At 71.0% G+C, this 26,177-nt stretch carries 24 protein-coding genes; 15 read left to right on the top strand and 9 right to left on the bottom strand.

Features of this window, described 5'->3' with window-relative positions:
* Positions 1-7: 7 nt before the first annotated feature.
* Entirely contained in the window at positions 8-652 is a 645-nt protein-coding gene (locus QSK34_RS21345) for an NUDIX hydrolase (protein ID WP_285586011.1), read from the top strand.
* Here QSK34_RS21345 and QSK34_RS21340 read toward each other — a convergent pair.
* Positions 602-1,147 (bottom strand): HEAT repeat domain-containing protein, encoded by a 546-nt coding sequence (locus QSK34_RS21340; protein WP_161479792.1) that lies wholly within the window; start codon positions 1,145-1,147, stop codon positions 602-604. The two genes, QSK34_RS21345 and QSK34_RS21340, sit on opposite strands and share 51 nt — an antisense overlap.
* 111 nt (positions 1,148-1,258) lie before the next feature.
* Here QSK34_RS21340 and QSK34_RS21335 point away from each other — a divergent pair, with 111 nt between their 5' ends.
* A complete protein-coding gene (locus tag QSK34_RS21335) occupies positions 1,259-2,449 on the top strand; it encodes a MarP family serine protease (protein WP_285586010.1) in 1,191 nt (396 codons plus the stop codon).
* Here QSK34_RS21335 and QSK34_RS21330 read toward each other — a convergent pair.
* Complete coding sequence (locus tag QSK34_RS21330) at positions 2,446-3,126, bottom strand: TetR/AcrR family transcriptional regulator (protein ID WP_285586009.1); 681 nt, start codon at positions 3,124-3,126, stop codon at positions 2,446-2,448. The two genes, QSK34_RS21335 and QSK34_RS21330, sit on opposite strands and share 4 nt — an antisense overlap.
* 76 nt (positions 3,127-3,202) lie before the next feature.
* On the opposite strand from QSK34_RS21330, the gene QSK34_RS21325 reads away from it, so the two are divergent.
* Positions 3,203-4,789 carry an ATP-binding cassette domain-containing protein gene (locus tag QSK34_RS21325; protein ID WP_285586008.1) on the top strand — a complete coding sequence of 529 codons (1,587 nt, stop codon included), beginning with the start codon at positions 3,203-3,205 and terminating at the stop codon, positions 4,787-4,789.
* On the opposite strand, the gene QSK34_RS21320 is transcribed toward QSK34_RS21325, so the two are convergent.
* Positions 4,790-5,749 (bottom strand): ArsR/SmtB family transcription factor, encoded by a 960-nt coding sequence (locus QSK34_RS21320; RefSeq protein WP_285586007.1) that lies wholly within the window; start codon positions 5,747-5,749, stop codon positions 4,790-4,792.
* Between the two features lie 79 nt (positions 5,750-5,828).
* Here QSK34_RS21320 and QSK34_RS21315 point away from each other — a divergent pair, with 79 nt between their 5' ends.
* A complete protein-coding gene (locus tag QSK34_RS21315) occupies positions 5,829-7,004 on the top strand; it encodes an MFS transporter (RefSeq protein WP_285586006.1) in 1,176 nt (391 codons plus the stop codon).
* Here QSK34_RS21315 and QSK34_RS21310 read toward each other — a convergent pair.
* From QSK34_RS21310 to acs, 5 genes are all read right to left on the bottom strand, one after another.
* Complete coding sequence (locus QSK34_RS21310; RefSeq protein ID WP_285586005.1) at positions 7,001-7,429, bottom strand: DUF309 domain-containing protein; 429 nt, start codon at positions 7,427-7,429, stop codon at positions 7,001-7,003. The genes QSK34_RS21315 and QSK34_RS21310 overlap by 4 nt on opposite strands.
* Complete coding sequence (locus tag QSK34_RS21305) at positions 7,426-8,352, bottom strand: alpha/beta fold hydrolase (protein WP_285586004.1); 927 nt, start codon at positions 8,350-8,352, stop codon at positions 7,426-7,428. Before QSK34_RS21305 ends, QSK34_RS21310 begins: the two co-directional genes overlap by 4 nt.
* Positions 8,349-8,807 carry a phage holin family protein gene (locus QSK34_RS21300; RefSeq protein WP_285586003.1) on the bottom strand — a complete coding sequence of 153 codons (459 nt, stop codon included), beginning with the start codon at positions 8,805-8,807 and terminating at the stop codon, positions 8,349-8,351. Before QSK34_RS21300 ends, QSK34_RS21305 begins: the two co-directional genes overlap by 4 nt.
* A gap of 25 nt (positions 8,808-8,832) precedes the next feature.
* Positions 8,833-9,225, bottom strand: a complete 393-nt coding sequence (locus QSK34_RS21295; RefSeq protein WP_285586001.1) for a Na+/H+ antiporter NhaA — start codon at positions 9,223-9,225, stop codon at positions 8,833-8,835.
* Between the two features lie 369 nt (positions 9,226-9,594).
* Positions 9,595-11,553, bottom strand: a complete 1,959-nt coding sequence (gene acs, locus QSK34_RS21290) for an acetate--CoA ligase (RefSeq protein WP_285586000.1) — start codon at positions 11,551-11,553, stop codon at positions 9,595-9,597.
* A 347-nt stretch (positions 11,554-11,900) separates the two neighbouring features.
* Here acs and QSK34_RS21285 point away from each other — a divergent pair, with 347 nt between their 5' ends.
* The 8 genes from QSK34_RS21285 to QSK34_RS21250 all read left to right on the top strand — a co-directional run bounded on the left by QSK34_RS21285 (position 11,901) and on the right by QSK34_RS21250 (position 19,892).
* Positions 11,901-12,665, top strand: a complete 765-nt coding sequence (locus QSK34_RS21285) for a Fic family protein (protein ID WP_285585998.1) — start codon at positions 11,901-11,903, stop codon at positions 12,663-12,665.
* 709 nt (positions 12,666-13,374) lie between these two features.
* Positions 13,375-14,412, top strand: coding sequence for a septum site-determining protein Ssd (gene ssd, locus QSK34_RS21280; protein ID WP_161479802.1), 1,038 nt, complete (start codon positions 13,375-13,377; stop codon positions 14,410-14,412).
* Positions 14,409-15,554, top strand: coding sequence for a TadA family conjugal transfer-associated ATPase (locus QSK34_RS21275; RefSeq protein WP_285585996.1), 1,146 nt, complete (start codon positions 14,409-14,411; stop codon positions 15,552-15,554). The genes ssd and QSK34_RS21275 overlap by 4 nt, the downstream gene beginning before the upstream one ends.
* Before the next feature lie 1,187 nt (positions 15,555-16,741).
* Entirely contained in the window at positions 16,742-17,458 is a 717-nt protein-coding gene (locus QSK34_RS21270; RefSeq protein WP_285585995.1) for a type II secretion system F family protein, read from the top strand.
* 472 nt (positions 17,459-17,930) lie between these two features.
* Positions 17,931-18,572, top strand: coding sequence for a type II secretion system F family protein (locus tag QSK34_RS21265; RefSeq protein ID WP_285585993.1), 642 nt, complete (start codon positions 17,931-17,933; stop codon positions 18,570-18,572).
* 271 nt (positions 18,573-18,843) lie between these two features.
* A complete protein-coding gene (locus QSK34_RS37810) occupies positions 18,844-19,128 on the top strand; it encodes a DUF4244 domain-containing protein (RefSeq protein WP_328794318.1) in 285 nt (94 codons plus the stop codon).
* On the top strand, positions 19,125-19,487 hold the full coding sequence (locus QSK34_RS21255; RefSeq protein ID WP_285585992.1) for a TadE family type IV pilus minor pilin: 363 nt from the start codon (positions 19,125-19,127) through the stop codon (positions 19,485-19,487). Before QSK34_RS37810 ends, QSK34_RS21255 begins: the two co-directional genes overlap by 4 nt.
* A gap of 39 nt (positions 19,488-19,526) precedes the next feature.
* The gene (locus QSK34_RS21250) at positions 19,527-19,892 is read left to right on the top strand and encodes an Rv3654c family TadE-like protein (protein WP_285585991.1); all 366 of its coding nucleotides are present in this window, start codon (positions 19,527-19,529) and stop codon (positions 19,890-19,892) included.
* A 78-nt stretch (positions 19,893-19,970) separates the two neighbouring features.
* On the opposite strand, the gene QSK34_RS21245 is transcribed toward QSK34_RS21250, so the two are convergent.
* Positions 19,971-22,307: a DEAD/DEAH box helicase gene (locus tag QSK34_RS21245; RefSeq protein ID WP_502875537.1), complete on the bottom strand. Its 2,337-nt coding sequence runs from the start codon at positions 22,305-22,307 to the stop codon at positions 19,971-19,973.
* A 158-nt stretch (positions 22,308-22,465) separates the two neighbouring features.
* On the opposite strand from QSK34_RS21245, the gene QSK34_RS21240 reads away from it, so the two are divergent.
* From QSK34_RS21240 to QSK34_RS21230, 3 genes are all read left to right on the top strand, one after another.
* Positions 22,466-22,816 (top strand): STAS domain-containing protein, encoded by a 351-nt coding sequence (locus QSK34_RS21240; RefSeq protein ID WP_030456213.1) that lies wholly within the window; start codon positions 22,466-22,468, stop codon positions 22,814-22,816.
* A 2-nt stretch (positions 22,817-22,818) separates the two neighbouring features.
* Positions 22,819-23,274 carry an ATP-binding protein gene (locus tag QSK34_RS21235; RefSeq protein ID WP_030456212.1) on the top strand — a complete coding sequence of 152 codons (456 nt, stop codon included), beginning with the start codon at positions 22,819-22,821 and terminating at the stop codon, positions 23,272-23,274.
* Between the two features lie 455 nt (positions 23,275-23,729).
* A complete protein-coding gene (locus tag QSK34_RS21230; RefSeq protein WP_285585989.1) occupies positions 23,730-26,030 on the top strand; it encodes a sodium-translocating pyrophosphatase in 2,301 nt (766 codons plus the stop codon).
* The last annotated feature ends 147 nt before the right edge of the window (positions 26,031-26,177 follow it).

The following is a 26,177-nucleotide window of genomic DNA, read 5'->3' as shown; positions in this document are numbered from 1 at the left end:
AGTGTCCATGACCGACGTACCCGCCTGGATCACCGACGCGGCGGAGAAGGCCGGTCGGAGCCCGGTCCCCCTCGCGATGCGCCCGCCCCGGAACCGCGGTCGCAAGGCCGCCGTCCTGCTGCTGTTCGGCGACGGCCCGGCCGGGCCCGACATCCTGCTCATCCAGCGCAGTTCCAAAGGACGCAACCACGCCGGTCAGCCCGCCTTCCCCGGCGGCGGGGTCGACCCCGGCGACGACGGCCCGGTCGGCGCGGCCCTCCGCGAGGCCGCCGAGGAGACCGGCCTCGACCCCGAGGGCGTGAAGGTGCTCGGCGTCATGCCCGAGCTCTACCTGTCGCACAGCGACAACCGCGTCACCCCCGTCATCGGCTGGTGGCACACCCCCTGCGCCGTGCACGCCGCCTCACCCGACGAGGTCGAGTCGGTCGAACGGGTGCCCGTGGCCGAACTCGTCGACCCCGCCAACCGGTTCAGGCTGCGTCACCCGAGCGGGTTCGTCGGCCCCGCGTTCCGCGTGCGCGGCCTGCTGGTCTGGGGCTTCACCGCCGGGGTGCTCGACGGCGTGCTCGCCACCTGCGGCTTCGAGCGGCCGTGGGACCGGTCACGGATCGAGGACCTGCCCCCTGACGTCGTGAACCTCGCCTCCCGTTAGCGCCAGCCCCAGCGTCGCCCAGTCGGCCACGTCGTCGTCGCGGTCGGCCGCCAAGCGGCGCAGCGCCGCGACCCCGGCCGGGTCGGCCGGGCGGCCGACGACGTTCGGGAGGGCGTACGCGGCGCCGTAGCGGACCGTCGCCTCCGGATGGGACGCGAGCTCGATCACCGAGGGCAGCGCCCGCGGGTCGCGCAGATGACCGAAGGCGATGAGCACCGAGTAGAGCACGCGAGGTTCGGTCTCGCTCGCGGCCAGGAATCGCAGCACCGGCAAGGTCTTGTCGGCGAACGGCCGGTCACGTCCGAGTTCTCCGAGAATGTCGACTCCGAGAACTCTCTCCGTGGCCGTCTCGGCGGCGCACAGGCGCCGCGCGGCGGTGAAAGTCTCCAGGTCGCCGCGTTCCTGCAAGGCGGCGATGGCGTCCCAGCGGGTCGGGCCGTCCGGGTCTCCATCGGCCAGTGCGGTCTGGATCAGTTCCTCAACAGGTCCCCCCATGGCGTCACGATATCGAGTGGACTGCGAAGAACCCGTGCACGAGACCGCGCGTGGCTGGATACGGTTAAGGGTGGTGGCCGGGCCCGGTGGCGATAGAGGTGGAATACAGGCGTGCAAGGCGATCTGCTCGACCTCATCCTGATCGGCCTGATTCTGGCCTTCGCGGTGTCGGGGTATCGCCAGGGTTTCATCATCGGCGCGTTCAGCTTCGTGGGTTTCGCCGGAGGCGCGCTGGTCGGGATGTTCATCGCGCCGCCGATCGCCGGAGCCCTGGTCAACGGTGAGACCGAGCGTGCGCTGCTCGCCATCGTCATCGTGTTCCTCGCCGCGACGGTCGGCCAGTTCGCCTCCTCGACGATCGGCGCCGTCGTGCGTTCCCACGTCACGTGGGAACCGGCGCGTGTCATCGACGCCTTCGGCGGCTCCCTCGCCAGCGGCCTGTCGGTGCTGGTGTTCGCCTGGCTGATCGGCTCGCTCGTCATCTCGATGAACTTCCCGCTGCCCAAGCAGCAGGTGAACGACTCCCTGCTGCTGAAGACGATGGACCAGGCGATGCCCGAGGCGGCCCGCGACCTGACACGCGGCTTCCGCGAGTTCGTCGACGCGTCGCCGTGGCCCGAGGTCTTCACCGCGATCGGCGGCGCGCAGTTCGTCGACGTCCCGGCCCCCGACGAGAGCATCATCAACGACCCGCAGCTGGCGCGGGCGCGCCGCGCGATCGTGAAGGTGCAGGGCACCGCGCCGACGTGCCGCAAGCGCATCGAGGGCACCGGCTTCGCCTACGCCCCCCACCGCATCATGACCAACGCCCACGTCGTGGCCGGCGTCTCGCAGGACCTGCGGGTGACCGACTACCGGGGCGCCAGCCACGACGCCCGGGTCGTGCTCTACAACCCCGACCGCGACATCGCGGTCCTCTACGTCGAGTCGCTCGACGTCAACCCGCTCAAGTTCGACATGGCCGCCGAGTCGAAAGACGATGCCATCATCGCGGGATATCCGAAGGGCCACGGCTTCACCATCAAGCCGGCCCGCATCCGCGTGAAGCAGCCCGCCGAGTCCTACGACATCTACAACCGCCACACCGTCGACCGCGAGGTCTACGCGATCCGCGGCGAGGTGCAGCCGGGCAACTCGGGCGGGCCGCTGCTCGCTCCCGACGGGCGGGTCTTCGGGGTCATCTTCGCCGCCGCCACCGACCAGAAGGACACCGGCTACGCGCTGACGGCCGAAGAGGTCCGCACCGACGCCGAAGACGGCAGCGCGGCCATCGCCCGGGTCGACACCCAGGAGTGCGACTAACCGGCCGCGACCGTCGCCTCGATGCCGTCGAGCAGCCAGTTCAGGCCGCGTTCGAAGCTCTCGTCCCAGTCGTCGGCCGCGGTCAGCGGGCCGTGAGCGGCGAGGGCCGGATAGCGGTCGCTCTGCTGGGCCATGTGGTCTCTGGCGGCGTCGCGGGTCTCGGCGTCGGCGTTGACGAGCCAGGTCGCCTGCATGAGCGCCGAGCCGATGACGAAGTTCGACAACCCGAACGCGGCGGCCGTCAGGTGGGGCTCGGTCACTCCGGCGCCGACGAGGGTGGCGTACAGGAAATCGCTTCTGGCCAGCACGTTCGGGCCCAGCATCGGGCGGCCCAGTAGCGCGGCCGACCACGGATGCCGCAGCAGGGTGGCCCGCCAGTCGCCGATCAGGCGGGTGACGCCGGCCCGCCACTCCTGGTCTTCGGGGATCGGGACGGCCGCGAAGATCGCGTCGAGCGCGAGGTCGAGGACGTCGTCTTTGGTCTTCACGTGCCAGTAGAGGGTGGTCGAGCCGGTGCCGAGCCGCTCAGCCAGCCGCCGCATGGTCAGCCGGTCGGCGCCCTCGGCGTCGAGCAGCGCCACGGCCTCGTCGACGATGCGCCGCCTGCTGAGCGGGGGGCCACCCCGTTCCTCTCGGCCGGACGTCCTCAGCCACACCCCGCCGGTTCTCGCGTTCACCCCGCCGAGTCTAGTATGACGTTCGAGTACCGGATCGTTGGTCCGGTCACTCGAACAACGATCCGGTGGAGGTCGGATGCCGGGACATGTCGACGTCGAACACCTGCGTTACGTGCTGCCCGACGGGCGTCCGCTGCTCGACGACGTGTCGTTCCGGGTGGGCGACGGCGTGAAGGCCGGCCTGGTCGGGCCGAACGGCGCGGGCAAGACCACCCTGCTGAGGCTCATCTCGGGTGACCTGCGGCCCGACGACGGCCGGGTGACCCAGACCGGCGGGCTCGGCGTCATGCGGCAGTTCGTCGGGAGCATCCGCGACCGGAGCACCGTCCACGACCTGCTGCTGTCGGTCGCGCCGCGGCACGTCAGGGACGCGGCGGCGGCCGTGTCGGCGGCCGAGGCGGCGCTGGCCGCCCGCGACGACGAGGCGAACCAGCTCTGCTACGCGCAGGCCGTCGCCGACTACGCCGACGCCGCCGGCTACGCCATGGAGACCGTCTGGGACGTGTGCGTCACCGCGTCGATGGGCCGGCCCTTCGACGCGGTCCGCGAGCGCCCGGTCACGACGCTGTCGGGTGGGGAGCAGAAACGCCTGGTCCTGGAGGCCCTGCTGCGCGGCCCCGACGAGGTGCTGCTGCTCGACGAGCCCGACAACTACCTCGACGTCGCGGGCAAGCAGTGGCTGGAGGGCCGGCTCGCCGCCACCACCAAGACGGTCCTGCTGGTCTCCCACGACCGGCAGCTCCTCGCGAACGTGGCCGACCGCATCGTCACCGTGGAGGACCGCGGCGTCTGGATCCACGGCGGCGGCTTCGCCACCTACGCCGCCGCCCGCAACGACCGGATCGACCGGCTGGAGGAACGCCGCCGCCGCTGGGACGAGGAGCACGCCAGGCTCTGGCGGCTCGTGCACACCCTGCGGCAGACCTCGGCCAACAACGACGCGCTCTCGTCGGCCTACCGCGCCGCCCGCACTCGGCTCGCCCGCTTCGAGGAGGCCGGACCGCCCGAACGGCCGCCGAAAGCGCAGAACGTGCGCATCCGGCTGCGCGGCGGCCGGACCGGGAAACGCGCCGTGACGTGTGAGGGCCTGGAGCTGACCGGCCTGACCCGGCCGTTCGACACGGAGATCTGGTTCGGCGAGCGGGTGGGCGTGCTCGGCTCCAACGGATCGGGCAAGTCGTCGTTCCTCCAGGTCATCGAGTCGGCGTACGGCGCGGCGTCCCCGGCGGTCCGGCTCGGGGCGCGGGTGCGGCCCGGCCGTTTCGTCCAGACCCACACGCGGCCCGACCTGCACGGCCGCCGGCCGGTCGACCTGGTCATGACGTCCGGCGCGCTCGTCCTGAACGACGCGATGGCCGCGCTGGCCCGCTACGAACTGGCTCCCGCCGCAGGCCAGCTGTTCGAGACCCTGTCGGGCGGGCAGCAGGCGCGACTGCAGATCCTCCTGCTGGAGTTGTCGGGCGCGACGTTGCTGCTGCTCGACGAGCCCACCGACAACCTCGACCTGGCCGGGGCCGAGGCCCTGCAACAGGGGCTGGCGGGCTTCACCGGCACGGTGCTGGCCGTGACGCACGACCGTTGGTTCGCGGCCGACTTCGACCGCTTCCTGATATTCGGCGCCGACGGGGCCGTCTTCGAGAGCGCCGAACCGGTCTGGTCGTGATCACTCCGACGAGGCCACCACGGCGTCGCCGATGCGGCTGCGGTAGTAGAGGACGGACCTGCCGGCCCGGCGGCGTTCGATCAGGCCCGCGTCGAGGAGCACCTTCAGATGGCGGCCCACCGAACCGAGCCCCTGGCCTGTCAGCGCGACGAGCTGCGTCGTGCTCTTGGGGGTGTCGAGCAGGACGAGCACGGTTGCGCGGGCGCTGCCCAGCAGGCGGCCGAGCGGCCCCGAGACCTCGCGCACCTCGGTGAGCACCCCCGCGGCCGGATAGATGACCGCGTAACGGTGCGGATGCTCCCACGCCACCCATCTGTGCCGGGGCGTGACCGGCACGAACATGAGCCGCGCCGTCGTGATGTCGCGGGGCGGGTTGCTGGTGGTGTTGATCTGCAACCGGCTGTCGCCCAGCCAGCGCATGCCCGGCCGCATGTCGTTGAGCGCCGCCTCCCAGCCGCCCATGCTCAGGCTGCCGATGCGGCCGATGATGTCGGCCTCGAGGATCCTCCTGCGCCGGTCCCAGGTGGGTTCGACCGCTTCCGTCCACACCCATTCCAGTACGGACGCCGCCCGTTCGGCCAGGTCGGCACGGCGCAGCGGGCCCGGCAACATCCGGCCGAGGGAGACCTCCAGGTCGGCGTAGACGACGTCGGGCGGGGTGTTCCTGATGGTGGCGACCTCGTCGGCGAAGGTCGGCTCACCCGTGCCGGTGGGCGCCGGGACGAGGAAGTCGGCGACCCACTCGCGTCCGTTCGCGGCGCGCATCAGCAGGTCGTCGAGGGGGTCGGCGGCGAGGCGGGCCTTGAAGCGGTCGGCGTGCCGGTCGAACCAGAGCCGCTCACCCGGATGGGCGGGGTGGGCGCCGCCGAGGGCGAACATGCACGCGGTGGTCTCGGCGAGCGGCGACACCACGAACCTGCTCCCGGCCAGCGTGTCCGCGCCGACCTGCCACCAGCCCATGCCACCCCCCCGTGCCGGTCGTTTCGCGTCCCGGCGAAACATTACCGGCTCTGACCTGCGGGGATGGAATGTGTTCCGTATGCGTACATATCGAGAGTTGTTCGCTACCAAGGAGTTCGCGCCGCTGTTCGCGACGTCCACGTTGCACGTCGTGGCGTCGACGATCGGGAACCTCGCGCTCGGGACGCTCGTGTTCGAGGCGACCGGGTCGCCGCTGCTCTCGGCGCTGGCCATGTTCGGGCCGCTGCTCGCGCAGGTGGTCGGGGCGACGCTGCTGATGTCGGCCGCCGACCGGCTGCCGCCCCGGATGGCGCTCGCGGGGCTGGCCGTGGTCTTCGGGGTCGGCACGGCCGTGCAGGCGATTCCCGACCTGCCGATCGTGGTGCGGTTCGCCGTGCTCGTCGTGATCGGCGTGGTCGCGTCGGTCGGCGGCGGGGTGCGCTACGGGCTGCTGAACGAGATCCTCACGCGCGACGGGTTCCTGCTCGGCCGCTCGGTGCTCAACATGGCCGTCGGCGGTTCGCAGATCGCCGGGTTCGCGGCCGGAGGGCTCCTGGTCGCGCTGTTCACCCCCGTCCAGACGCTGCTGGTCAGCGCCGCGCTGGAGTTCGTCGCCGCCCTGGTCGTGCTGCTCGGGTTGTCGAGACGGCCTCCGCGCACGTCCGGGCGGCCGTCGGTGGCGCAGACGTGGCAGGGCAACTCGCGGCTCTGGGCGTCCCGGCCCCGGCGGTACGTCTTCTTGGCCCTCTGGGTGCCGAACGGGCTGATCGTGGGGTGCGAGTCGTTGTTCGTCTCGTACGACCCCGCCAGCGCCGGCGTCCTGTTCGCGTTCGCCGCCTTCGGCATGCTGATCGGCGACACCCTCGTCGGGCGGTTCCTCCCGGCAGGCTGGCGGGAACGGCTGGGCGGCCCGATGCGCCTGCTCCTGGCCGTCCCCTACCTGGTCTTCTTCACCGACCCTCCGATCGGCGTCGCGGTCGCCGCGGTGACCCTCGCCAGCGTCGGGTACGCCGCCAGCCTGCTCCTCCAGGAACGCCTGATGGCCCTCACCCCCGACGAGCTCAGCGGGCACGCCCTCGGGCTGAACGGCTCGGGGATGATGGTCATGCAGGGGGTGGGCGCGGCCGTGGCGGGGTCGGTGGCCCAGGTCAGCGGCCCGGCCACGGCGATGACCGTGATGGCCGTGGCGTCGGTCGCGGTCACGCTGGCCCTGGCCCCGGGGCTGCGCCCGGGACCGGCGGAGGTCTCCGCCTAGGCCCCCAGCGCGGCCAGGAGGTCGTCGATCGACCGCGCCCGGGCGGCCAGCGCCGCGTTGATCCCGTAGGGCCGGCCTTCGATCGGGGCCAGGCGTCCGGCGCCCCGGTCGAGCAGGGTCTCCGCGCCCCGCGTGTTGCCGCGTTGCAGGTGGGTCAGGCCGACGCAGATCTGCGCCAGGCCCTGCCACAGTTCCCGCTCCTCCGGCGGGCACGACTTCCAGCGGCCCTCGAAGATCTCGTGGGCGTGGAACGGGCGGCCGAGGCGCAACATCTCGACGCCGTCTTCGACGGCCTGCCGCGCCGTGGGGGCGTAGTCGTCGGGGACGCGGGCCACGCCCTCGGCGCCGTGGGGGAGGGGTCTGCCGAAGGCGTCTCGGGGGCGGGCGTTGCGGGCCCGGCCCTCGGCGTCGCGGTCGCGGGTCATCGGTCGGGCTCGGGGTCGGCCAGCCAGGAGGTCAGTTCAGCGGTGAAGACGTCGGGGCGTTCCTCGTGGGGGAAGTGGCCCGCGCCCTCGATCAGGCGCCAGCGGTAGGGGGCGGCGACGTACTGGCCCGACCCCTGGGCGGTGCGGGGCAGCATGCACGGGTCGAGCGCGCCGTGCAGTTGCAGGGTCGGGGCCTCGACCTCGCGGCGCATCTGGCGGGCGTAGCGGCGGCCGTCGGGGCGGAGCTGCGAGCGGGCGAACCAGCGGTGGTATTCCAGGGCGCAGTGGGCCGACGCGGGGATGCGGAACACGTCCTGGTAGACCGGGTTGAGCTCCTCGGAGGGCCAGGCGGGCCCCGCCCACGCGTCGAGCAGCCGGCCGACGCGGGCGGCGTTCTTGCGGGTCAGCCGGTGTTCGGGCCACAGCGGCACCTGGAAGCCGAACGCGTGGCGGCTGGCCCTCAGCTGCCGCGGGTCGGTGAGCAGGGCGGTGCGCAGGCGCAGCGGGTGGGGCGCCGAGACGACCACCAGGCGGCGCACGAACTTGGCGTCGCGGGCGGCCATCGTCCAGCCCATCAAGCCGCCCCAGCCGTGGCCGACGACGATCGCGCCGGTCTCGCCCATGGCCCTGATCAGGCCGGCCGCGTCTCCGGCCAGGGTCGGCAGGTCGTATCCCCGGGGCGGCTTGTCGCTGGCGCCGTACCCCCGGAGATCGACCGCGACGGCCCGGTAACCGGCCGCCGGCAGGGCCTCCAGCTGGTGCCGCCAGGTCCACCAGAACTGCGGGAAGCCGTGGAGCAGCAGCACGAGCGGGCCTTCACCGGCCTCCACCACGTGGAAGCGGGTGCCCCCGGCGTGGATCCAGCGGTGTTCCCACGGGCCCTCGGCCCGGACCAGCTGGTTCTCCTCCGGGGCCTGTTTCATGACGCGATCGTGGCGCGGTGGGCGCCCACCTCGCCCGCGGTGGTCGTGGTGGGTGTGGTGGACACCGGCTCGAGGTGCGGTGTCTCGTCGGTGGACTTGAGGCTCTGGAGCGAGCGCCGGGTGCGCTTGAACCCGGCCAGCCCCTGCAGCCTGCGGTAGCCGACGAAGCCGAGGATCCCGGCCGTCACCAGGTAGAAAACGGTGACGATCAGGAACGACAACCAAGTCGACAGGCCGACGGCGTCGTGCAGGACGTAGGCGATCGTGAAGGAGGCCAGGATCAGGACCAGGTGGAGCGTGAACGCGGCGGCGGCGAACAGGCCGGTCGCCATGCCCACCCGCTTCGCGTCGAACTTGAGCTCGCTCTTGGCGAGTTCGATCTCGGCTCTGACCAGTGTCGAAATATGGGTGCTCGCCTCGGCGACCAGAGCGCCGAGCGATTCGTCCTCGCGCATCAGGGATCTCCTATTCTGCGGACTGTCAACTATCATCTCGTGCCCTCGTCCGTACGCGGCTCCTGAGCACCGCCGTGGTGATCCCGGTGCCGCCCGGGCAGGCCCGGTCGCCGATGAGCAGTGAGACGGTGCAGCCGATCCCGGCGAGGACCGGCACGGCCGCGATGTCACGCCAGACCAGATCTGGGCTGATCCGGGCGAAACCCAGTCGTACCGAGAGCCACGCACCGCCGAACACACCGACGAACTTCCCGACGACGAGCCCGAGAAGCACGCCGAGAGTGATTCTGTCGGTGAAAACACTTCCGAGGGCGCTCAAATCGAGCGGAACCCCGGCGGGAAGGAAGGCGAAGACCGGCACCGCGAACGCGATGTCGGTCGCCGTCGGAATCGCCCACCCCCGTATGGCGTTCGGCACCCCTCAGCTCACCCCCAGATCAGCGCCGGCACCGCCATCCCGGCCACTGCGCGCGGGACGGCTCCCCGTGGACCAGCTCCTCCTTCAGCTCCACACCGGCGACGAAGAAGAAAGATCGCCGGCAGCCCATTCGTCCACCGTGGCGACCAGCATGATCACGCCGATCGTCTGGGTCCGCAGAGCCTCGGCGGCCCGCACCACGGCGCGACTGCTCCCCCTCGGGTGATCGGGGAAGCACCCGGACGATTCCCCCAGAAATCGCCGACCAGACTTCCCGGCACACCTTCGGCCCACTTTACCCAGCGCCGAACGATCACAGCCGGGGCGGGCCGTCACCTGTGGACGACCGCCCCGGCTGTGGATGTCGGATCAGTCCTCGCTCTTGGCGGTGGGAAGCTTCTCCGAGATCAGGTTCATGACCGAGCTGTCGGTGAGGGTGGTCACGTCGCCCAGCGACCGGTTCTCGGCCACGTCACGCAGGAGGCGGCGCATGATCTTGCCCGAGCGGGTCTTCGGCAGCTCCGGCACGACCATGATCTGGCGCGGCTTGGCGATCGGGCCCAGCACCTTGGCGACGTGCTGACGCAGCTCGGCGGCGATGTCCCCGCTCTCCTCGGCGCTCCCGCGCAGGATCACGAACGACACGATGGCCTGGCCGGTCACGGGGTCGGTCGCGCCCACGACGGCCGCCTCGGCCACCTTCGGGTGGCTGACCAGGGCGCTCTCGACCTCGGTGGTCGAGATGTTGTGGCCCGAGACCAGCATGACGTCGTCGACGCGGCCCAGCAGCCACAGATCGCCGTCGTCGTCGCGCTTGGCGCCGTCACCGGGGAAGTAGAACCCGTCGAACCGCGACCAGTAGGTGTCCTTGTAGCGCTCGGGGTCGCCCCAGATGCCGCGCAGCATCGACGGCCACGGCTCCCGCACGACCAGGAAACCGCCGCCGCCGTTCGGCACCGACTTGCCCTGGTCGTCGACCACGTCGGCGACGATGCCCGGCAGCGGCTGCATGGCCGCGCCCGGCTTGCCGGCGGTGACGCCGGGCAGCGGACTGATCATGATCGCGCCGGTCTCGGTCTGCCACCAGGTGTCGACCACCGGGGCGCGGTTCGCGCCGATGTGCTCGCGGTACCAGACGTAGGCCTCCGGGTTGATCGGCTCGCCGACCGAGCCCAGCACCCGCAGCGACGACATGTCGAACTTGGCGGGGATGTCGTCGCCCCACTTCATGAACGTCCTGATGGCCGTCGGCGCCGTGTAGAGGATGGTGACCTTGTACTTCTGCACGATCTCCCAGAACCGGCCGCGGTGCGGGGTGTCGGGGGTGCCCTCGTAGATCACGCTGGTCGCGCCGTTGGCCAGGGGCCCGTAGACGATGTAGCTGTGGCCCGTCACCCAGCCGATGTCGGCGGTGCACCAGTAGATGTCGGTGTCGGGCTTGAGGTCGAAGACCGCGTGGTGGGTCCAGGCGGTCTGGGTGAGGTAGCCGCCGGTGGTGTGCAGGATGCCCTTCGGCTTACCGGTGGTGCCGCTCGTGTAGAGGATGTAGAGCGGGTCCTCGGCGTCGTGCGGCTCGGGGGTGTGCTGGTCGCTCTGGCGCTCGACCACGTCGTGCCACCAGACGTCCTTGTCGGTGACGGCGACGTCCTGGCCGGTCCGGCGGACGACGAGCACCTTCTCGATCTGCGGGCACTGCGCGACGGCCTCGTCCACGGTGGGCTTGAGCGCGCTGGGCGCCCCCCGCCGGAAGCCGCCGTCAGCGGTGATCACCAGTTTGGCGTCGGCGTCGTCGATGCGGCTCTTCAGCGCCGAGGCGGAGAACCCGCCGAACACGACCGAGTGGATCGCGCCGATGCGCGCGCAGGCCAGCAGCGAGACGGGCAACTCGGGGATCATCGGCATGTAGATCGCCACCCGGTCGCCCTTGCCGACGCCGAGTTCGGTCAGCGCATTGGCCGCCTTGCTGACCTCTTTCTGCAGGTCGGCATAGGTGATGACACGGCTGTCGCCCTCGGGCTCGCCCTCCCAGTAGAAGGCCACCTTGTCGCCGTTCCCGGCCTCGACGTGCCGGTCGACGCAGTTGTAGGCGATGTTCAGCTTGCCGCCGACGAACCACTTCGCGAACGGCGCCTCCCACTCCAGCGTGGTGTGCCAGCGCTCCGCCCAGGCCAGCCGGTCGGCGGCGGCCTCCCAGAAGGCCAGCCGGTCGGCCGAGGCCTCCGTGTAGGCGCTCGCCGTGACGTTCGCCGCCGCCGCGAGCTCCGCGGGCGGCTCGAACCGGCGGTTCTCCTGCAACAGGTTCGACAGCGTTTCCTGGGACTCCGTCACCGCGAACTCCTTACCCGAAATTCCTATGGCCTTACTTCTTCGTATCGTGCCGTATCGGGTGTTAATGACACGTGACTGGGCCCAGGGGAGTCAAACCTGACTTCGTCCAGCGGTGCGTGCTCGTCGTTGAACGGTCTTCGGGCGGCGGGGGCGGTTTGACGAGGGGCCGGGACGGTCTTTGGGATGGGTTGACCGGCCTTTCGGAGGTCGCCGTGACGGTCTCTCGTGACGGCGGGGACCGGGAGCGGGGGCCGGCGCCGGATGCGGCGCGGGGCCGGGGGCGGCGGGCGGGGCCGGCCGGGGAGCCGTAACGGAAGGGCTCTTCTGTTGTCGATAGGGTCGGGCGGATGAGTGATCCGCTGGTCGTGGTGGCCGAGCTGCCCGGTGTGCCCGAGGCCGTCACGGAGGCCCGGGAGGCCGTCGACGTCCTCTATCGGCATCGCATCCTGCGCAGACGGCAGCCCGAGGTGTCGGCCGAGTCCGCCCTGCGCGGCGCGCGTGCCTCCGCCGCGCTGGAGGGCGCCGACGTTCCGCTGGGCACGCTCCGGGCCGGGGAGGCCGATGATCCGGTGGCGCAGGGGGCGCTGCGGGTCTCCGCCGAGCTGGGCCGTCTCGGGCCGCTGTGGCGGTCGGCGCCGCCGCAGGTGCTGGCCCGGCTCCACACGCTCGCGGCCGCGGGGCTGCTCGCCGATCCGGGGCGTCCGCGTACGGGCGACACGGCGGCCGACCCTCTGGGGATCGGCCCGGCCCCGGTGGACGTCTCCGCGCGCATGGCCGCTCTGGCCGGGCTGACCTCGACGAAGGCGCCCGCGCTGGTGCTGGGTGCGATCGTGCACGCCGAGATCGTGGCGCTGCGGCCGTTCGGCGTGGCCGACGGGCTGGTGGCGCGGGCGGCGGAGCGGCTCAGCCTGGTCGAACACGGCCTCGACCCCAAGTCGCTCGTGGCGGTGGAGGTGGGGCACCGGGAGTCGGCGGGGGCGTACCCGGAGGCCCTGAAGGCCTATCTGACCGGCACGTCCGAGGGTGTCGCGACGTGGGTGATCCACTGCGCGCGGGCAGTGGTCCTGGGCGTCAGGGAGACCACGGCCATTTGTGAAGCGCTGTCGCGTTAATCAATTGCGGACACAAGCGGACGGCGTCCCTGGAATGGGACGCCGTCGCCAGTACGTCGAGTCGGGTTACCAAGCGTGCACCTAATTTGTCGAAACGGGACAAGCCCGCAACGACACGCCTCCCGCGGCTGGTCGCACGTGGGTGCCCGACGGCCGTACCCGGACACTCGGTCCGTACGCCCTTTGTACGTCGGAACTGCGCACTTGGGAACCCCTCCGAGCAAGACCTTTACCGAGCCCGGAATCCGCCGATTCCGGCTTCTGGTGTGGTTTGTGACCATGTGGGGCAATGGATCGATACATCACGTCCCCTCCTGACAGTGATCACTGACCGTGACCATACGGCCGCATTCCCCCTGCTTGCGCGAAGCCCAAAAAAACTGCCGCAAATTGCAGATTGCTGCTCGACGAAACTCGGGCGGATCGGGCAGCATACGGTGTTATCTCCCAGTGTGGGAGTGACTGTGCACAGGGCACCTTTGCAAGTCCCTTGCCATGCCCTGGCCCACTGATGAAAGCTTTCATCACACGGGACCGGCTCTACCCCCCCGGAGCCGGACCGATCGGCGACCCCCGCTCTCCCCCCCGGCGGGGGTCGCCCCCTTTTCCACAGGGCGACCCTTATCCACAGATCCCGGTTCGGGCGTTCGTGATCTTCGGCAGGTCGGCACCGTGAGGCTTCCGACCCACGACCGAGGAGCCTCCGCCCATGCACCGCCCGCTGGCCGTCACCGCCGACCGCGACCTGCTCGACGACCTGCTGCGGGTGGCCGCGGCCGCCGGAGTCGAGCTCGACGTCGCCCATGAGGCCGCCCAGGCGCGCCCCCGGTGGCGGACCGCGCCGCTGGTCGTCATAGGGGCTGACCTGGCCGACGCCCTCGCGGCCACGGGCCCGCCGCCCCGGCAGGGCGTGCTGCTGGTGACGTCCGACCCGGCCGATCCGTCGATGTGGCGGCGCTGCGTGGCCGTCGGGGCGTCGGCCGTCCTGGAGCTGCCCGACGCCGAACGGCTGCTCGTCGACGAGTTCGCCGAAGCCGCCGAACCCTCCTCCCGCGCCGGGGCCGTGGTCTGCGTGGCCGGCGGCCGCGGCGGCGTCGGCGCCACGGTGCTGGCCGCCTCACTGGCCCTGACGGCGGCCCGATCGGGCTCCCGAACCCTGCTCGTCGACGCCGACCCGCTCGGCGGCGGCATCGACGTGGTGCTCGGACAGGAGGAGGCGACCGGCGCCCGATGGCCCGACATCGTCGGCCGGGAGGGCCGCGTGAGCTACGCGGCCCTCCAGGGGGCACTGCCGACCTTCGGCGAGTTGACTGTCCTGTCATGGCACCGGGGCGAACCGATGCGCATCCCCCGCGAGGCGATGCGCGCGGTGCTGGAGGCGGCGCGGCGAGGCTGCGATCTCGTGGTGGTCGATCTGCCACGGTTCGTCGACGCCGGTGCCGAGGAGGCGCTTTCGCGGTCCGGCGTGGCTTTGCTGGTGGTTTCCGCGGATGTGCGAGGGGTGCTCGCCGCCGGTCAGGCACTGGCCGGGGTGCGGGAACAGGCCGGTGACGTACGGGCGGTCGTGCGCGCCGGAAGCCTGGAGCCCGGCGTGGTGGCGCAGTCGCTGGGGGTGCCGCTGGCGGGCGTCGTGCCGGAGCAGCGAGGCCTGGCCGAGGCGCTCGACCGCGGCGACGCCCCACCGCTGAAACGCACGCCGCTCGGGCGGTTCTGCGGGGAACTGCTGGCCGGGTTGTCGGTGTCGTGAGCGCGGTGTCGGCGGAGCTGCTGGAGGCGGTCCGCGTCCGGCTCGCCCGCGACGGCCTCGACCCGTCACCCGCCCAGGTGGCCGCCGCCCTGCGTGCCGAACGTGCGGTGCTCGGCGACGCCGAGGTCCTGGCCGTCGCCCGGCTGCTCCGCGCCGAACTGATCGGGGCCGGTCCGCTCGAAGGCCTGCTCGCCGAACCCGGGGTGACCGACGTGCTGGTCAACGGTCCCCGGGAGGTGTGGGTCGACGACGGGGGCGGGTTGCGGAAGACGTCCGTCACCTTCCGGTCCGACGACGACGTGCGACGTCTCGCACAACGGCTGGCGGCCGCCGCCGGGCGACGCCTCGACGACGCCTGCCCCTATGTCGACGCGCGGCTGGCCGGCGGGGTGCGGCTGCACGCGGTCCTGCCGCCGGTTTCCGCGGAGGGGACGTGTTTGTCGTTGCGGTTGCCGCCCCGGCACACCTACGGGCTCGACGACCTGGTGACCGGTGTGGGGGCGCAGGTGTTGCGGTCGATGATGCGGGCCCGGCTGGCGTTCGTCGTGTCGGGCGGGACGGGGACCGGGAAGACGACGTTGTTGTCGGCGCTGTTGTCGCTGGCCGACCCGGGGGAGCGGCTGCTGCTGGTCGAAGATTCGGCCGAGCTGCGGCCGGCGCATCCCCACGTGGTGCGGCTGGAGACGCGGCCGCCGAACCTCGAAGGAGTCGGCGGGGTGACGCTGCGAGACCTGGTGCGGCAGGCGTTGCGGATGCGGCCTGACCGGGTGGTCGTCGGGGAGGTTCGCGGGGCCGAGGTGGTCGACCTGCTCGCGGCTCTGAACACGGGGCACGAGGGCGGATGCGGGACCTTGCACGCCAACACGGCGGCTGACGTGCCGCCTCGGCTTGAGGCGTTGGCGTGCGCGGCGGGGTTGAGCCGGGAGGCGGTGCACAGCCAGCTGGCGGCGGCGCTGGATGCGGTGATCCACGTGGTTCGGGACTCCGGGACGGGGGTGCGGCGGGTGGCGGAGATCTGTTTGTTGCGGCGGGGGGTGGATGGGTTTGTCGAGGCGGTGCCGGCGGTTTCGTTCGACGGGCGGGGCGGGGTGCGGGAGGGGGCGGCGGTCGGGGCGCTGCGGGAACGGTGCCTGGGGAGGTGAAGGGGGCCTTCCGGCTTGTGGCAGCGATTGCCGCGGGATGTCGGTCTTTCTCCTTTACGGCTTCGCCTGGTCGGCACCGCCCGCCGCCTCCGGACCTCTCCTGTGAACGGCGGCAACCGGCCGCGTCGGTGCTGCTTTGTTACGGCGGCAGGGTTTGCGCGGAGCCAGGAGGCGAGCATCGACGGCCGGGCCTTGTCGATGTTCATGGCGGTCGTCATGGAGGCTCTGCGTGGGCAGCGTGGCTTATGCGACGTGGCTTTTGCGCGTCATCTCGTGGCTTGTGCGACGTGGCCTTCGCGCGTCAGCTGTGCAGCGTGGCTGGCGGGGCGTTCGTCGGGTGGCGTGGCGGTGGCGCGTGGCGTAGCGGCATTGCCTGTGAGGCGAGGTCTGTGCGGGTCTGTGCCGCCTGGTCCTTGGGGCGTGGCGTTGGGGCGTGGCGTTGGGGTGTCGCCTGTGCAGCGTGGCCGATGCGGCGTCTGTCGTGCGGTAAGGCGTACGTGGCTTGGCCCTTGGACGTGGTCTGAGTGCCGCCGGTCTGTGCGGTGGTCTGTGCGGGCCTGCGCCGCCCGGTTCTTGGTGCGTGGCCTGAAGGCTTGAGGTGTCTGCGACACGGTCTTTGGGCCGCGGTCTGTGGGGCGCGTCTGTGGGGCGCGGTCTGTGGGCCCGGCCTGTGCTCTGTGCCGTGCGTGGTCTGGGCAGTGCCGGTCTGGGCGGTGGTATGTGCGCGTCTGCGCCGCCCGGTCCTGGGGGTGGTCTGAAGGCCTGGTGTTTGCGGCGCGGTCTTTGGGGCGCGGTCTTTGGGGCGCGGTCTGTGGGCTCGGCCTGTGCTCTGTGCCGTGCGTGGTCTGGGCAGTGCCGGTCTGGGCGGTGGTATGTGCGCGTCTGCGCCGCCCGGTCCTGGGGGTGGTCTGAAGGGCTGGTGTTTGCGGCGCGGTCTGTGGGCGTGGCTTGTGCTGCGGCGGTGGATGACGGGCGGTCTGCGCGGTTCGGTTGCCCGGCGTAGGTCTGTGTGCGTCTCTGCAGAGCGGTCTTGGGCGTGACGTGTACGGCGTGGCCTGGAGCGTGGCCTGCGTCGCCTATGCGCGCATCCTGTGCGCGCGGTTTGGCGTGCCTGTGAGCGAGGTCAGTGCGAACGGCCCAGGGGTGTGGCCTCTGCGCCAGATGGGCGTTGGGCGATTGGAGATGGCGTGATCACGTTGTTGGTCGGGTTATGTGCCGGGCTGGCGGTTTGGGTGTGGTCCGGGCCTTCGGTTCCCGTGGTGCGACTGGCGCAGTTGACGCGGGAGGCCGGGCCCGGGTTCTCCTTGCCCGACCTGCTGAAGGCCAGGCGGTCGCGTAAGGGGCTGGTGCGGGCCTGGCGGGGTGGAACCGTTGAGTTGTGTCAGGCGATCGTGGCCGAGCTCGCGGCCGGGCGGACGCCTGGTGAGGCTCTTTCCAGGGCCATCGGTTCCATCGAGGGGCCGCCGGAGATCGTCGCAGCGCTTCGGCCGGTCGCGCGGGTGGCTCGCGATGGCGGGGATGTCCCGGCGGCGTTGATCGATGCGGCGCCGCCCGTGGGAGGTGAAGGGTTGCGGCGGCTGGCGTCCTGCTGGGAGGTGGGGGTCAGCGTCGGTGGTGGGCTTGCGCCTCTCGTCGAGCGTGTGGGTGGGGCGTTGCGGGACATGGAGAACCACCGGCAGGAGATTTCGGCGCAACTCGCCGGGCCTCGGGCCACTGCTCGGCTGCTTGCGGGGTTGCCCGCGCTCGGGTTGTTGATGGCGGCCGGGTTGGGGATGCGGCCGCTCCCGTTTCTCTTCACGACTCTGCCGGGGATCGGGTGTCTCGTCGTGGGGTTGCTGCTCAATGTGGCCGGGCTGCGGTGGACGGACCGCATGGTGCGGAAGGCCGAAGACAGTGTCCGCTGATGGGGCGGTGCTTCAGGTTCCACTTCAATGATCTTTCTCCGGGGTGCGATGTCGGTATCGATGTGGGTTCGGGGGCTGTCTTCAGACACGAGGTGGCGTAGAAGCCCAGGACTCGGCTCGGACGGTTGGCCCGACGCTCGTCTCTCAGCCCCGCGTCGGGCTGAAACCCGGCTCGGGCGGTTGGCCAGACGCTCGTGCAGTCCGGCGTGGGGCTAGGAACCCGCTCGGGTGGTTGGCCAGAAGCTCTGGGTCGTAGCCCGGCGTCGGGCTCGATGAGGCCGGTGCACGCTTCAGGAGTTCCCACTTCAGGCAGGGCCTCCAAGCCGCTGTGCGAGGCGGGCGGCGATTCACCAGTGGTTGAGATCGGCTCAAGAAGGAGGGCGTGGTGGTCGGGGTTCTTGCCGGTCTGTGTTTGGCGCTGTCGATCATGTGCTGGCCGGTTCGGCGTACTGCCGCTGAGCGGCTCAAGGCGGTGGTCGATCCTCCGCGGGCGAAGGGTCCCTCGGCCGAGAACCCGGCGGGCCGGATCGCCTTGGTCGCGGGCCCGGTGCTCGTGCTGGTCGTGCTCGTGGTCGGTGGGGTGGCCGGGGTCGTGTTGGGGGTGCTCCTGGCCGGGGCCGTGGTCGTCCACTTCAGGCGGAAGGAGGCTCCCCAAGATCGCCGCCATCGGGAGCTCGTCCGCGCAGATCTGCCGTTCGCCGCCGATCTCATGGCCGAGTGCCTGCGGGCCGGTCAGCCGCTCGTGGGGGCGATCGAGATCGTCGCCCGGGTCGTCGACGGTCCCCTGGGGGAGCGGTTGCGGTGGGCGGGTGGGCAGATGCGGTTGGGCGCCGATCCCGTCGAGGTGTGGCGGGGGCTCGCCGCCGAAGACGCGCTCGCTCTGCTGGCCAGGGCCATCGCGCGGGCGGTCGAGTCAGGCGCGCCGGTCGCCGATGTGCTGACCAGGGTCGCCGAGGATGCCCGGCAGGCCGGGCGGGCCGCCTCTTCGGCCGCCGCGCGGCGGGTGGGGGTTCAGGCGGTGGCGCCCTTGGGTGTGTGTTTCCTGCCGGCGTTCTGCTTTCTGGGCATCATCCCGGTCGTCGCGGGGCTGGCGACCCAGGTTCTCGCGCCCTGATCCCGGGCGAGCTGTCATGATCTTTGCGCGAGGTTTTCCACACCCATCGGCGGTACTGCACAGGGTGTGGACGGAAGTTGTCCACAGGTGTGGATAACGCTGGCTCTCCATGTGGATTCTGGGCTCGATTCCCCCGTACACACAGGTCTTTTGAGTTATCCACAGGTCTTTCGTTTTCCACAGGCCGAGGCTGGTCCCGGTGGAAAGGCCGGTCCGATCGGCAGGCTGGGACCGCCGGAACGGATGGTCCGGGCCGGTGTCAGGAGGACGCGTGAACGTCAAGACCCAAGGCATCTCGTGGACCCGCGCGACCGCCGAGGCCAAGCGGGCTCAGGCCGCCGAGCGGTTGCGGGAGGCGGCCGCCCGGGCGGCTCGGGTGCTGTCGGAGCCCAAGGGAGATCGGCGTGCCGACGCGGGGATGTCCACCGCCGAATACGCCGTCGGCACCATCGCAGCCTGTGGGTTCGCGGGGCTGCTGTTCAAGGTGGTGACCTCGCCCGACGTCCAGCAGATGCTCGTCTCGCTCGTGCAGAAGGCGCTGGCGCTGGCCGGATGAGCCGGCGCGAGCGCGGTTCGGTCACCGCCGAGATGGCCGCGGCGCTGCCCGCGCTCGTGGTCGTGCTCGGCGCCGCGCTGTGGGCGGTGAGTGTGGTCGGGGCGCGGCTGGAGTGCGTCGACGCCGCCCGGGCCGGTGCGCGGGCCGCGGCCCGGGGAGACGAGGTCTCCGCCGTGCGTGCGGGTGCCCTGGAGGTGGCGCCGGCCGGAGCCACGGTCGAGCTGACGGTGGGGGCGGTGGTCACGGAGGTGACGGTGCGGGCTCGGGTTCGGCCTGCCTGGGCTGTCGTGCTGCCCGAGGTGGCGGTGTCGGCGTCGGCGAGTTCGGCGACCGAGAAGGGCGTGCCGGTCGGTCGGTGAGAAGGCGGGAGGCGACGGGTGATGGTGAGTGCCGGTGAAGTGAACAGGCGATGTGATCGGGGGTCGGCGACCGTCTGGGTCGTCGCGGTGATGGCCGTGGTGTGGGGGTTGGCTTATGTGCTCGTCCAGGTCGGGATGGCGAGAGTGGCCGTGCACGCGGCCCGGACCGCCGCCGACCTGGGCGCCCTGGCCGCCGCCGAACTGGCCGTCGCGGCACCCGGTGAGGCGTGTGGGCGGGCCGCGGAGGTGGTCGCCGCCAACGACGCCCGGATCGCATCGTGTGAGATCGAGGGCGGGGTGTCGGAGGTGACGGCGCGGGTCCGGTTGCGGTTTCCGGGGCTGGACGAGCGGGAGGCGTCGGCCACGTCGCGGGCCGGGCCCGTCTATCTCAAGGCGGAACGCTGAGCGGGACCGCCCGGTGAAACGTCCAGTTCCGGGGCTGGATGAACGGCAGGCGTCGGCCACGGTGGAAGCCGGGCCCGTCTACCTCGAGGCGGAGCGCTGAACGGAGCCGCCCAGTAAAACGTCCAGCAGCTCCAGGGCTCCGCGCTTGCTCAGCGGCTCGTTGCCGTTGCCGCACTTCGGCGACTGGATGCAGCTCGGGCACCCGTGGCCGCACTCGCACGACGCGATCGCGTCGCGCGTCGCCGTCAGCCAGGCCACCGCGTTGCCGAAGCCGCGTTCGGCGAAGCCGGCGCCGCCGGCGTGCCCGTCGTAGACGAAGACCGTCAGGCGTCCCGTGTCGGGGTGAAGTTCGGTCGAGACGCCTCCGATGTCCCACCGGTCACAGGTCGCGAACAGGGGCAACAGGCCGATCGACGCGTGTTCCGCCGCGTGGGCGGCCCCGCCCAGGTCGCCGATGCCGGGCGGCAGCGACTCGGGCGGCAGCGTCCACCACACCGCCTTGGTCCGCAGGCTGCGCGGGGGCAGGTCGAGGGGCTCGTCGCCGAGCATCTCGCCGGTGGACGTACGGCGCTTCATGTAGGACACCACCTGCCTCGTCACCTCGACCGAGCCGAAGTGCAGCTCCCCGGGGCCGAGGGCGTGGGAGCGCAGCGACTCGATCACGGCGATGTCGGTCACGTCGCGGGCGAAGGTCGAGTAGTCGGGGGTGCCGGGGGTGACCAGGGCGACGCCCATCTCCAGGTCGAGTTCGTCGACCACGAACGTCTCGCCCTGGTGGATGTGCACCGCCCCGGTGTGCACCGAGGTGTGCGACGACGCCTCGTCGCAGGTGCCCAGCAGCCGTCCGGTGTCGGTCTCCACGATCTGCACCGGCGACCCGCCCGACCCCCGGATGTCGGCCAGGCCGGCGGCCAGGTCGCGGCTGGTCCAGAACCAGCCGGTCGGGCGGCGGCGCAGCAGGCCGTCGGCCACCAGGTCGTCGAGCACCCCGGCCGCGGAGGGGCCGAAGATCTCCAGGTCGGCCTCGGTCAGCGGCACCTCGGCCGCCGCGGCGCACAGGTGGGGGGCCAGCACGTAGGGGTTGTCGGGGTCGAGGACGGTCGCCTCGACCGGGCGGCCGAAAAGGGCCTCCGGGTGGTGGACGACATACGTGTCGAGCGGGTCGTCGCGGGCGATCAGCACCGCCAGGGCGTCTTGCCCGTCGCGTCCGGCGCGGCCGGCCTGCTGCCACAGGCTGGCCCTGGTGCCGGGCCAGCCGGCGATCAAGACGGCGTCGAGGCCCGACACGTCGACGCCGAGTTCCAGGGCGTTGGTCGTGGCCACGCCGAGCAGGTCGCCCGACCGCAGGGCCTTCTCCAGGAGGCGGCGGTCTTCGGCCAGGTAGCCGGCCCGGTAGGCGGCGATCTTGTCGGCCAGGGGGACGCCCGCGTCCTCCAGGTGGCCGCGGGCCGTGAGCGCCACCGTCTCGGCCGACCGGCGGGAGCGGACGAACGCCAGTGTCCGCACCCCGTCGACCACGAGGTCGGCCAGCAGGTCGGCGGCCTCGGCGGTGGCGGCCCGGCGAATTGGAGCTCCACCTTCGCCGCGTAGATCGGTCAGGGGCGGTTCCCACAGCGCGACCGTCGTCGTGCCTCTCGGCGAGGCGTCCCGGGTCACCTCGGCCATCTGGAGGCCCGTCAGGCGCATGCCGGTCGTCGCCGGGTCGCTCGCCGTGGCCGACGCCAGGAAGAAGACGGGGGAGGCGCCGTATTTGGCGGAGACGCGCCGAAGGCGGCGCAGGATCTGGGCCACGTGGGAGCCGAAGACGCCCCGGTAGCCGTGGCACTCGTCGACGATCACCAGGCGCAGGCGGCGCCAGAACGACGTCCAGGCCGAATGCCTCGGCAGGATCGAGCGGTGCAGCATGTCGGGGTTGGTCAGGACGTAGTTGGCGTTCCGCCTGACCCAGGCCCGTTCCTCATGGGGCGTGTCGCCGTCGAAGGTCGCGGCGCGCAGGCCCTGGACGCCCAGCGCGCTCACCGAGCGGAGCTGGTCGGCCGCCAGGGCCTTGGTCGGGGTCAGGTAGAGGACGGTCCCGCCCGACAGGGCCTCGGTCACCGCCGGCACCAGATAGGCCAGCGATTTCCCCGACGCGGTGCCGGTCGCGATGATCACGTTTTGGCCACGATGCACCAGGTCGGCGGCCTCTGACTGGTGACTCCACAACCCCTGTATCCCGAGTCCCTCGAATCCCTCCCGCACCTGCGGCGGAACCCAGGAGGGCCACTGGGCTTGACCTGCCTGACGTGCCGGAACATGCTCCACATGAGTGACCCGCCCGTGGCGGCCCGGGACCGTGACCAGACGGTCGAGAAGGGGGCCGCCCCGGTTTGGCGTACGCTCTCGGGGAAGAGCTGGGGATGTCGGCGAAGTCATGGGTTTCCATCCTGGCATCTCGGGGGAGAGTCGCCCGGAGTCGTGATTTCGTATAGACACAGGGGCGTGGCGTGGTTGAATGCCGCGCGTCGGGGTCGTGCTTTCCTAGGATGCACGATCCGCATCGGGACCTACGCAGGCAAGGCGCTGGAGGATCAGTGGATCTGAAGTTGGACCACCGTACCGAGGACCGACTCACCATCGTCGAGGTTGAGGGTGAGATCGACGTCTACACCGCGCCCAGATTGCGTGAGCTGCTCATCGATTTGGTGAACAAGGGGAACTTCCACCTTCTCGTGAACATGGAGAAGGTCGACTTCCTCGACTCGACCGGCCTTGGTGTGCTGGTCGGCGGGCTCAAGCGGGTGCGGGCGCACGATGGCTCCCTGGAACTCGTCTGCACTCAGGAGCGGATTCTGAAGATCTTCCGGATCACCGGACTGACCAAGGTCTTCGGGATCTACGCCTCTGTGGAGGAGGCCAAGGAAGCCCACGGCCGAGACAAGTAGTCATGGCCACCGTCGAGCTGACGTTCAGCGCGCTACCGGCCCACGTGCGCACCGCTCGGTTGGTCGCGACGGCCATCGCCCGGCGCACCGGGGTGGCCGAGGCGCTGCTGGACGAAGTAAGGCTCGCCGTCGGAGAGGCGTGCTCCCGGGCCGTGGAGGCACATCGTCTCCACTGTCCGGGGGAGCCGATCCGGATCGAGCTCAAAGACGACTCGGGGCGGTTCGAGGTCACCGTGACCGACGCCGCCCCCAGCGACGACCTCAAGGCCGTCGACTCCTCTGACGGCTACCGGCTGGTCGACGCGATGCTCGGGATAGTGCCCGAGATGCCCGGCCTCGGGATCGCGGTGATCGCGGGCCTGGCCGACGACGTCGAGGTCTCACCCGGCCCCACCGGCGTGAAGATTCGAATGAGCTGGCCGGCCGCCCCCACCCCTAACGGGTTGGCTGCCGTCTAAGCAAGACGCAGACACGAGACGCGGCCGGCGGAAGGCCGGCTGTGGCTCGCGCCCTGACTTTGCTGCAAAGACACGAGATCCGGCCGGCCCCAGGCCGGTCGTGTCTCGCGACTTGGAATCTGCCTCGAAGTCACGTCTCCCTGTCATGCGGGAGCCTCTTTTTACCTGTGCGCAATCCCCGCGACATACGGCGATGCCCAATCCGCAGCCGATCTGTTCACCAATTTGCGGGGCGCAGGGGGTTCATATATGGCGAAGCGCTGCGTAGAGTACCCGGCACCGGCCAAGGTATTGCGGAACGCAACCGGAAGCGGCACTGCCAATGACCCGGAAGTGCGCCGCCGGAGCTCTCCTCCTACGGGGCAGCCGTAACATTTTGGGGCAGCCACTCCCGGGCAGGACCTACCCGTCTGGCCGAGGAGGACGGATTGTCTGTTCCTGCACATTTTCTAGCCGTGGATGACGGCGCGGCGGTTTCCCTGAGCGGTGGTCACCTCACTCTCGTGGTCGTGGTGGCGGCCGTGGCCCTTCTCGCCCTCGCTGTCGCGGGCGGGCTCGTACGCGAGGTCCTCGCGGCGGGTCAGGGCACCGAGCGCATGCAGAACATCGCGAAAGCCGTTCAGCAGGGCGCCGCCGCCTATCTCACCCGGCAGTTCAAGACGCTTGCCATCTTTGTCGTGTTGATCCCGCTGGTGCTTCTGTTGCTCCCGGCGGAGACGACGGGGGTGCGTATCGGGCGCAGCGTCTTCTTCGTGATCGGCGCGCTGTTCTCGGCGCTGACCGGTTTCATCGGCATGTGGCTGGCGGTGCGCGGCAACGTCCGCGTCGCCGCGGCGGCCCGTGAGTCCGGTGAGAAGACGGCGATGCGCATCGCCTTCCGCACCGGTGGTGTGGCGGGCATGTTCACCGTGGGGCTGGGCCTGCTGGGCGCGGCGATCGTGGTGTTCGCCTACAAGGGCGACGCGCCGAGTGTCCTCGAAGGGTTCGGTTTCGGCGCCGCCCTCCTCGCGATGTTCATGCGAGTCGGCGGCGGCATCTTCACCAAGGCCGCCGACGTCGGCGCCGACCTGGTCGGCAAGGTCGAGCAGGGCATTCCGGAAGACGACCCGCGCAACCCGGCGACCATCGCCGACAACGTGGGCGACAACGTCGGCGACTGCGCCGGCATGGCGGCCGACCTGTTCGAGTCGTACGCGGTCATGCTGGTCGCCTCGCTGATCCTGGGCAAGGCGGCGTTCGGCACCGAGGGTTTGGTGTTCCCGCTGATCGTCCCGATGATCGGTGTCATCACCGCGATCATCGGCATCTTCATCACCGCGCCCCGGGCGGGTGACCGCAACGCGATGGCCGCCATCAACCGCGGCTTCTTCATCTCGGCGATCATCTCGGCGATCTTCGTGGCGGTGGCGGCGTTCCTCTACCTGCCGGGCAGCTTCTCGGAGCTGAACGGCGGCGTGCAGAACCTCGACGCCGACCCGCGCTGGATCGCCATCGGCGCGGTGCTCGTCGGCCTGGTGCTGGCCAGCGCGATCCAGATCCTCACCGGCTACTTCACCGAGACGAACCGCCGTCCGGTGAAGGAGATCGGCGAGAGCTCGCTGACCGGCCCGGCGACCGTCATCCTGTCGGGTATCTCGGTCGGCCTGGAGTCGGCCGTCTACTCGGCCCTGCTGATCGGCGGCGCCGTCTACGGCGCCTTCCTGCTCGGCTTCGGCAACGTCACCGTGGCGCTGTTCGCGGTGGCCCTGGCCGGAACCGGTCTGCTGACCACGGTCGGCGTGATCGTGTCGATGGACACCTTCGGCCCGGTCTCCGACAACGCCCAGGGCATCGCCGAGATGTCGGGCGACGTCGAGGGCGAGGGCGCGCAGGTGCTGACCTCGCTCGACGCCGTGGGCAACACGACGAAGGCGATCACCAAGGGCATCGCGATCGCGACCGCCGTGCTCGCGGCGACGGCGCTGTTCGGCTCGTTCCGGACGGCCGTCGAAGGGGCGCTGGCCGGCGCGTCACCGGCGGTGAGAGACATGCTCGGCGGGTTCGCCAACTTCTCGCTGAGCGTCGACTCGCCGAACGTGCTCGTCGGTCTGATCGTCGGCGCGGCCGTGGTGTTCCTGTTCTCCGGTCTGGCGATCATGGCGGTCGGGCGCGCGGCGATGCGGGTGGTCTTCGAGGTACGCGACCAGTTCCGCAGCAAGCCCGGAATCATGGCGGGCACCGAACTGCCCGACTACTCCCGCGTGGTCGACATCTGCACCAAGGACTCGCTGCGTGAGCTGGCGACGCCGGGTCTGCTGGCCGTCATGACGCCGATCGCGGTCGGTTTCGCGCTGGGATACGCCCCGCTGGGCGCCTTCCTGGCCGGCGCCATCGCGGCCGGCACGCTGATGGCGGTCTTCCTGTCGAACTCGGGCGGCGCCTGGGACAACGCCAAGAAGCTCGTCGAAGACGGCCACCACGGCGGCAAGGGCTCCGAGGCCCACGCCGCGACGGTCATCGGCGACACCGTCGGCGACCCGTTCAAGGACACCGCCGGTCCGGCCATCAACCCGCTGATCAAGGTCATGAACCTGGTCGCGCTGCTGATCGCCCCGGCCGTGGTGACCTACTTCGACAACGTCGCCCTGCGGGTCGGCGTGACGGTCGTGGCCGTGGTCGTCGTGATCGGCGCGATCGTCGCGTCGAAGCGGCGCTCGGTGACGATCGACAAGCCGAACACCGACAACGAGCAGAAGCTGGAGCCGGTGGTCAGCTAGACCCCCGGTCGGCGGCGGCCCTCCGGCACCCATGTGCCGGAGGGCCGCCGCACGTCCATAGACTCGACTTTCATGAACGACAAGGGTGGCCGCGGCCTGGCAGTCATTCTGCTCGGCATGGCTCTGATGTTCGCCGTGATCGTCGGC

This window comes from Herbidospora sp. NBRC 101105, from assembly GCF_030269205.1.
Taxonomy (GTDB): Bacteria; Actinomycetota; Actinomycetes; order Streptosporangiales; family Streptosporangiaceae; genus Herbidospora; species Herbidospora solisilvae.
Note: the sequence above shows the minus strand (reverse complement) of the source record. Positions and strands in the feature narration are given on the sequence as shown.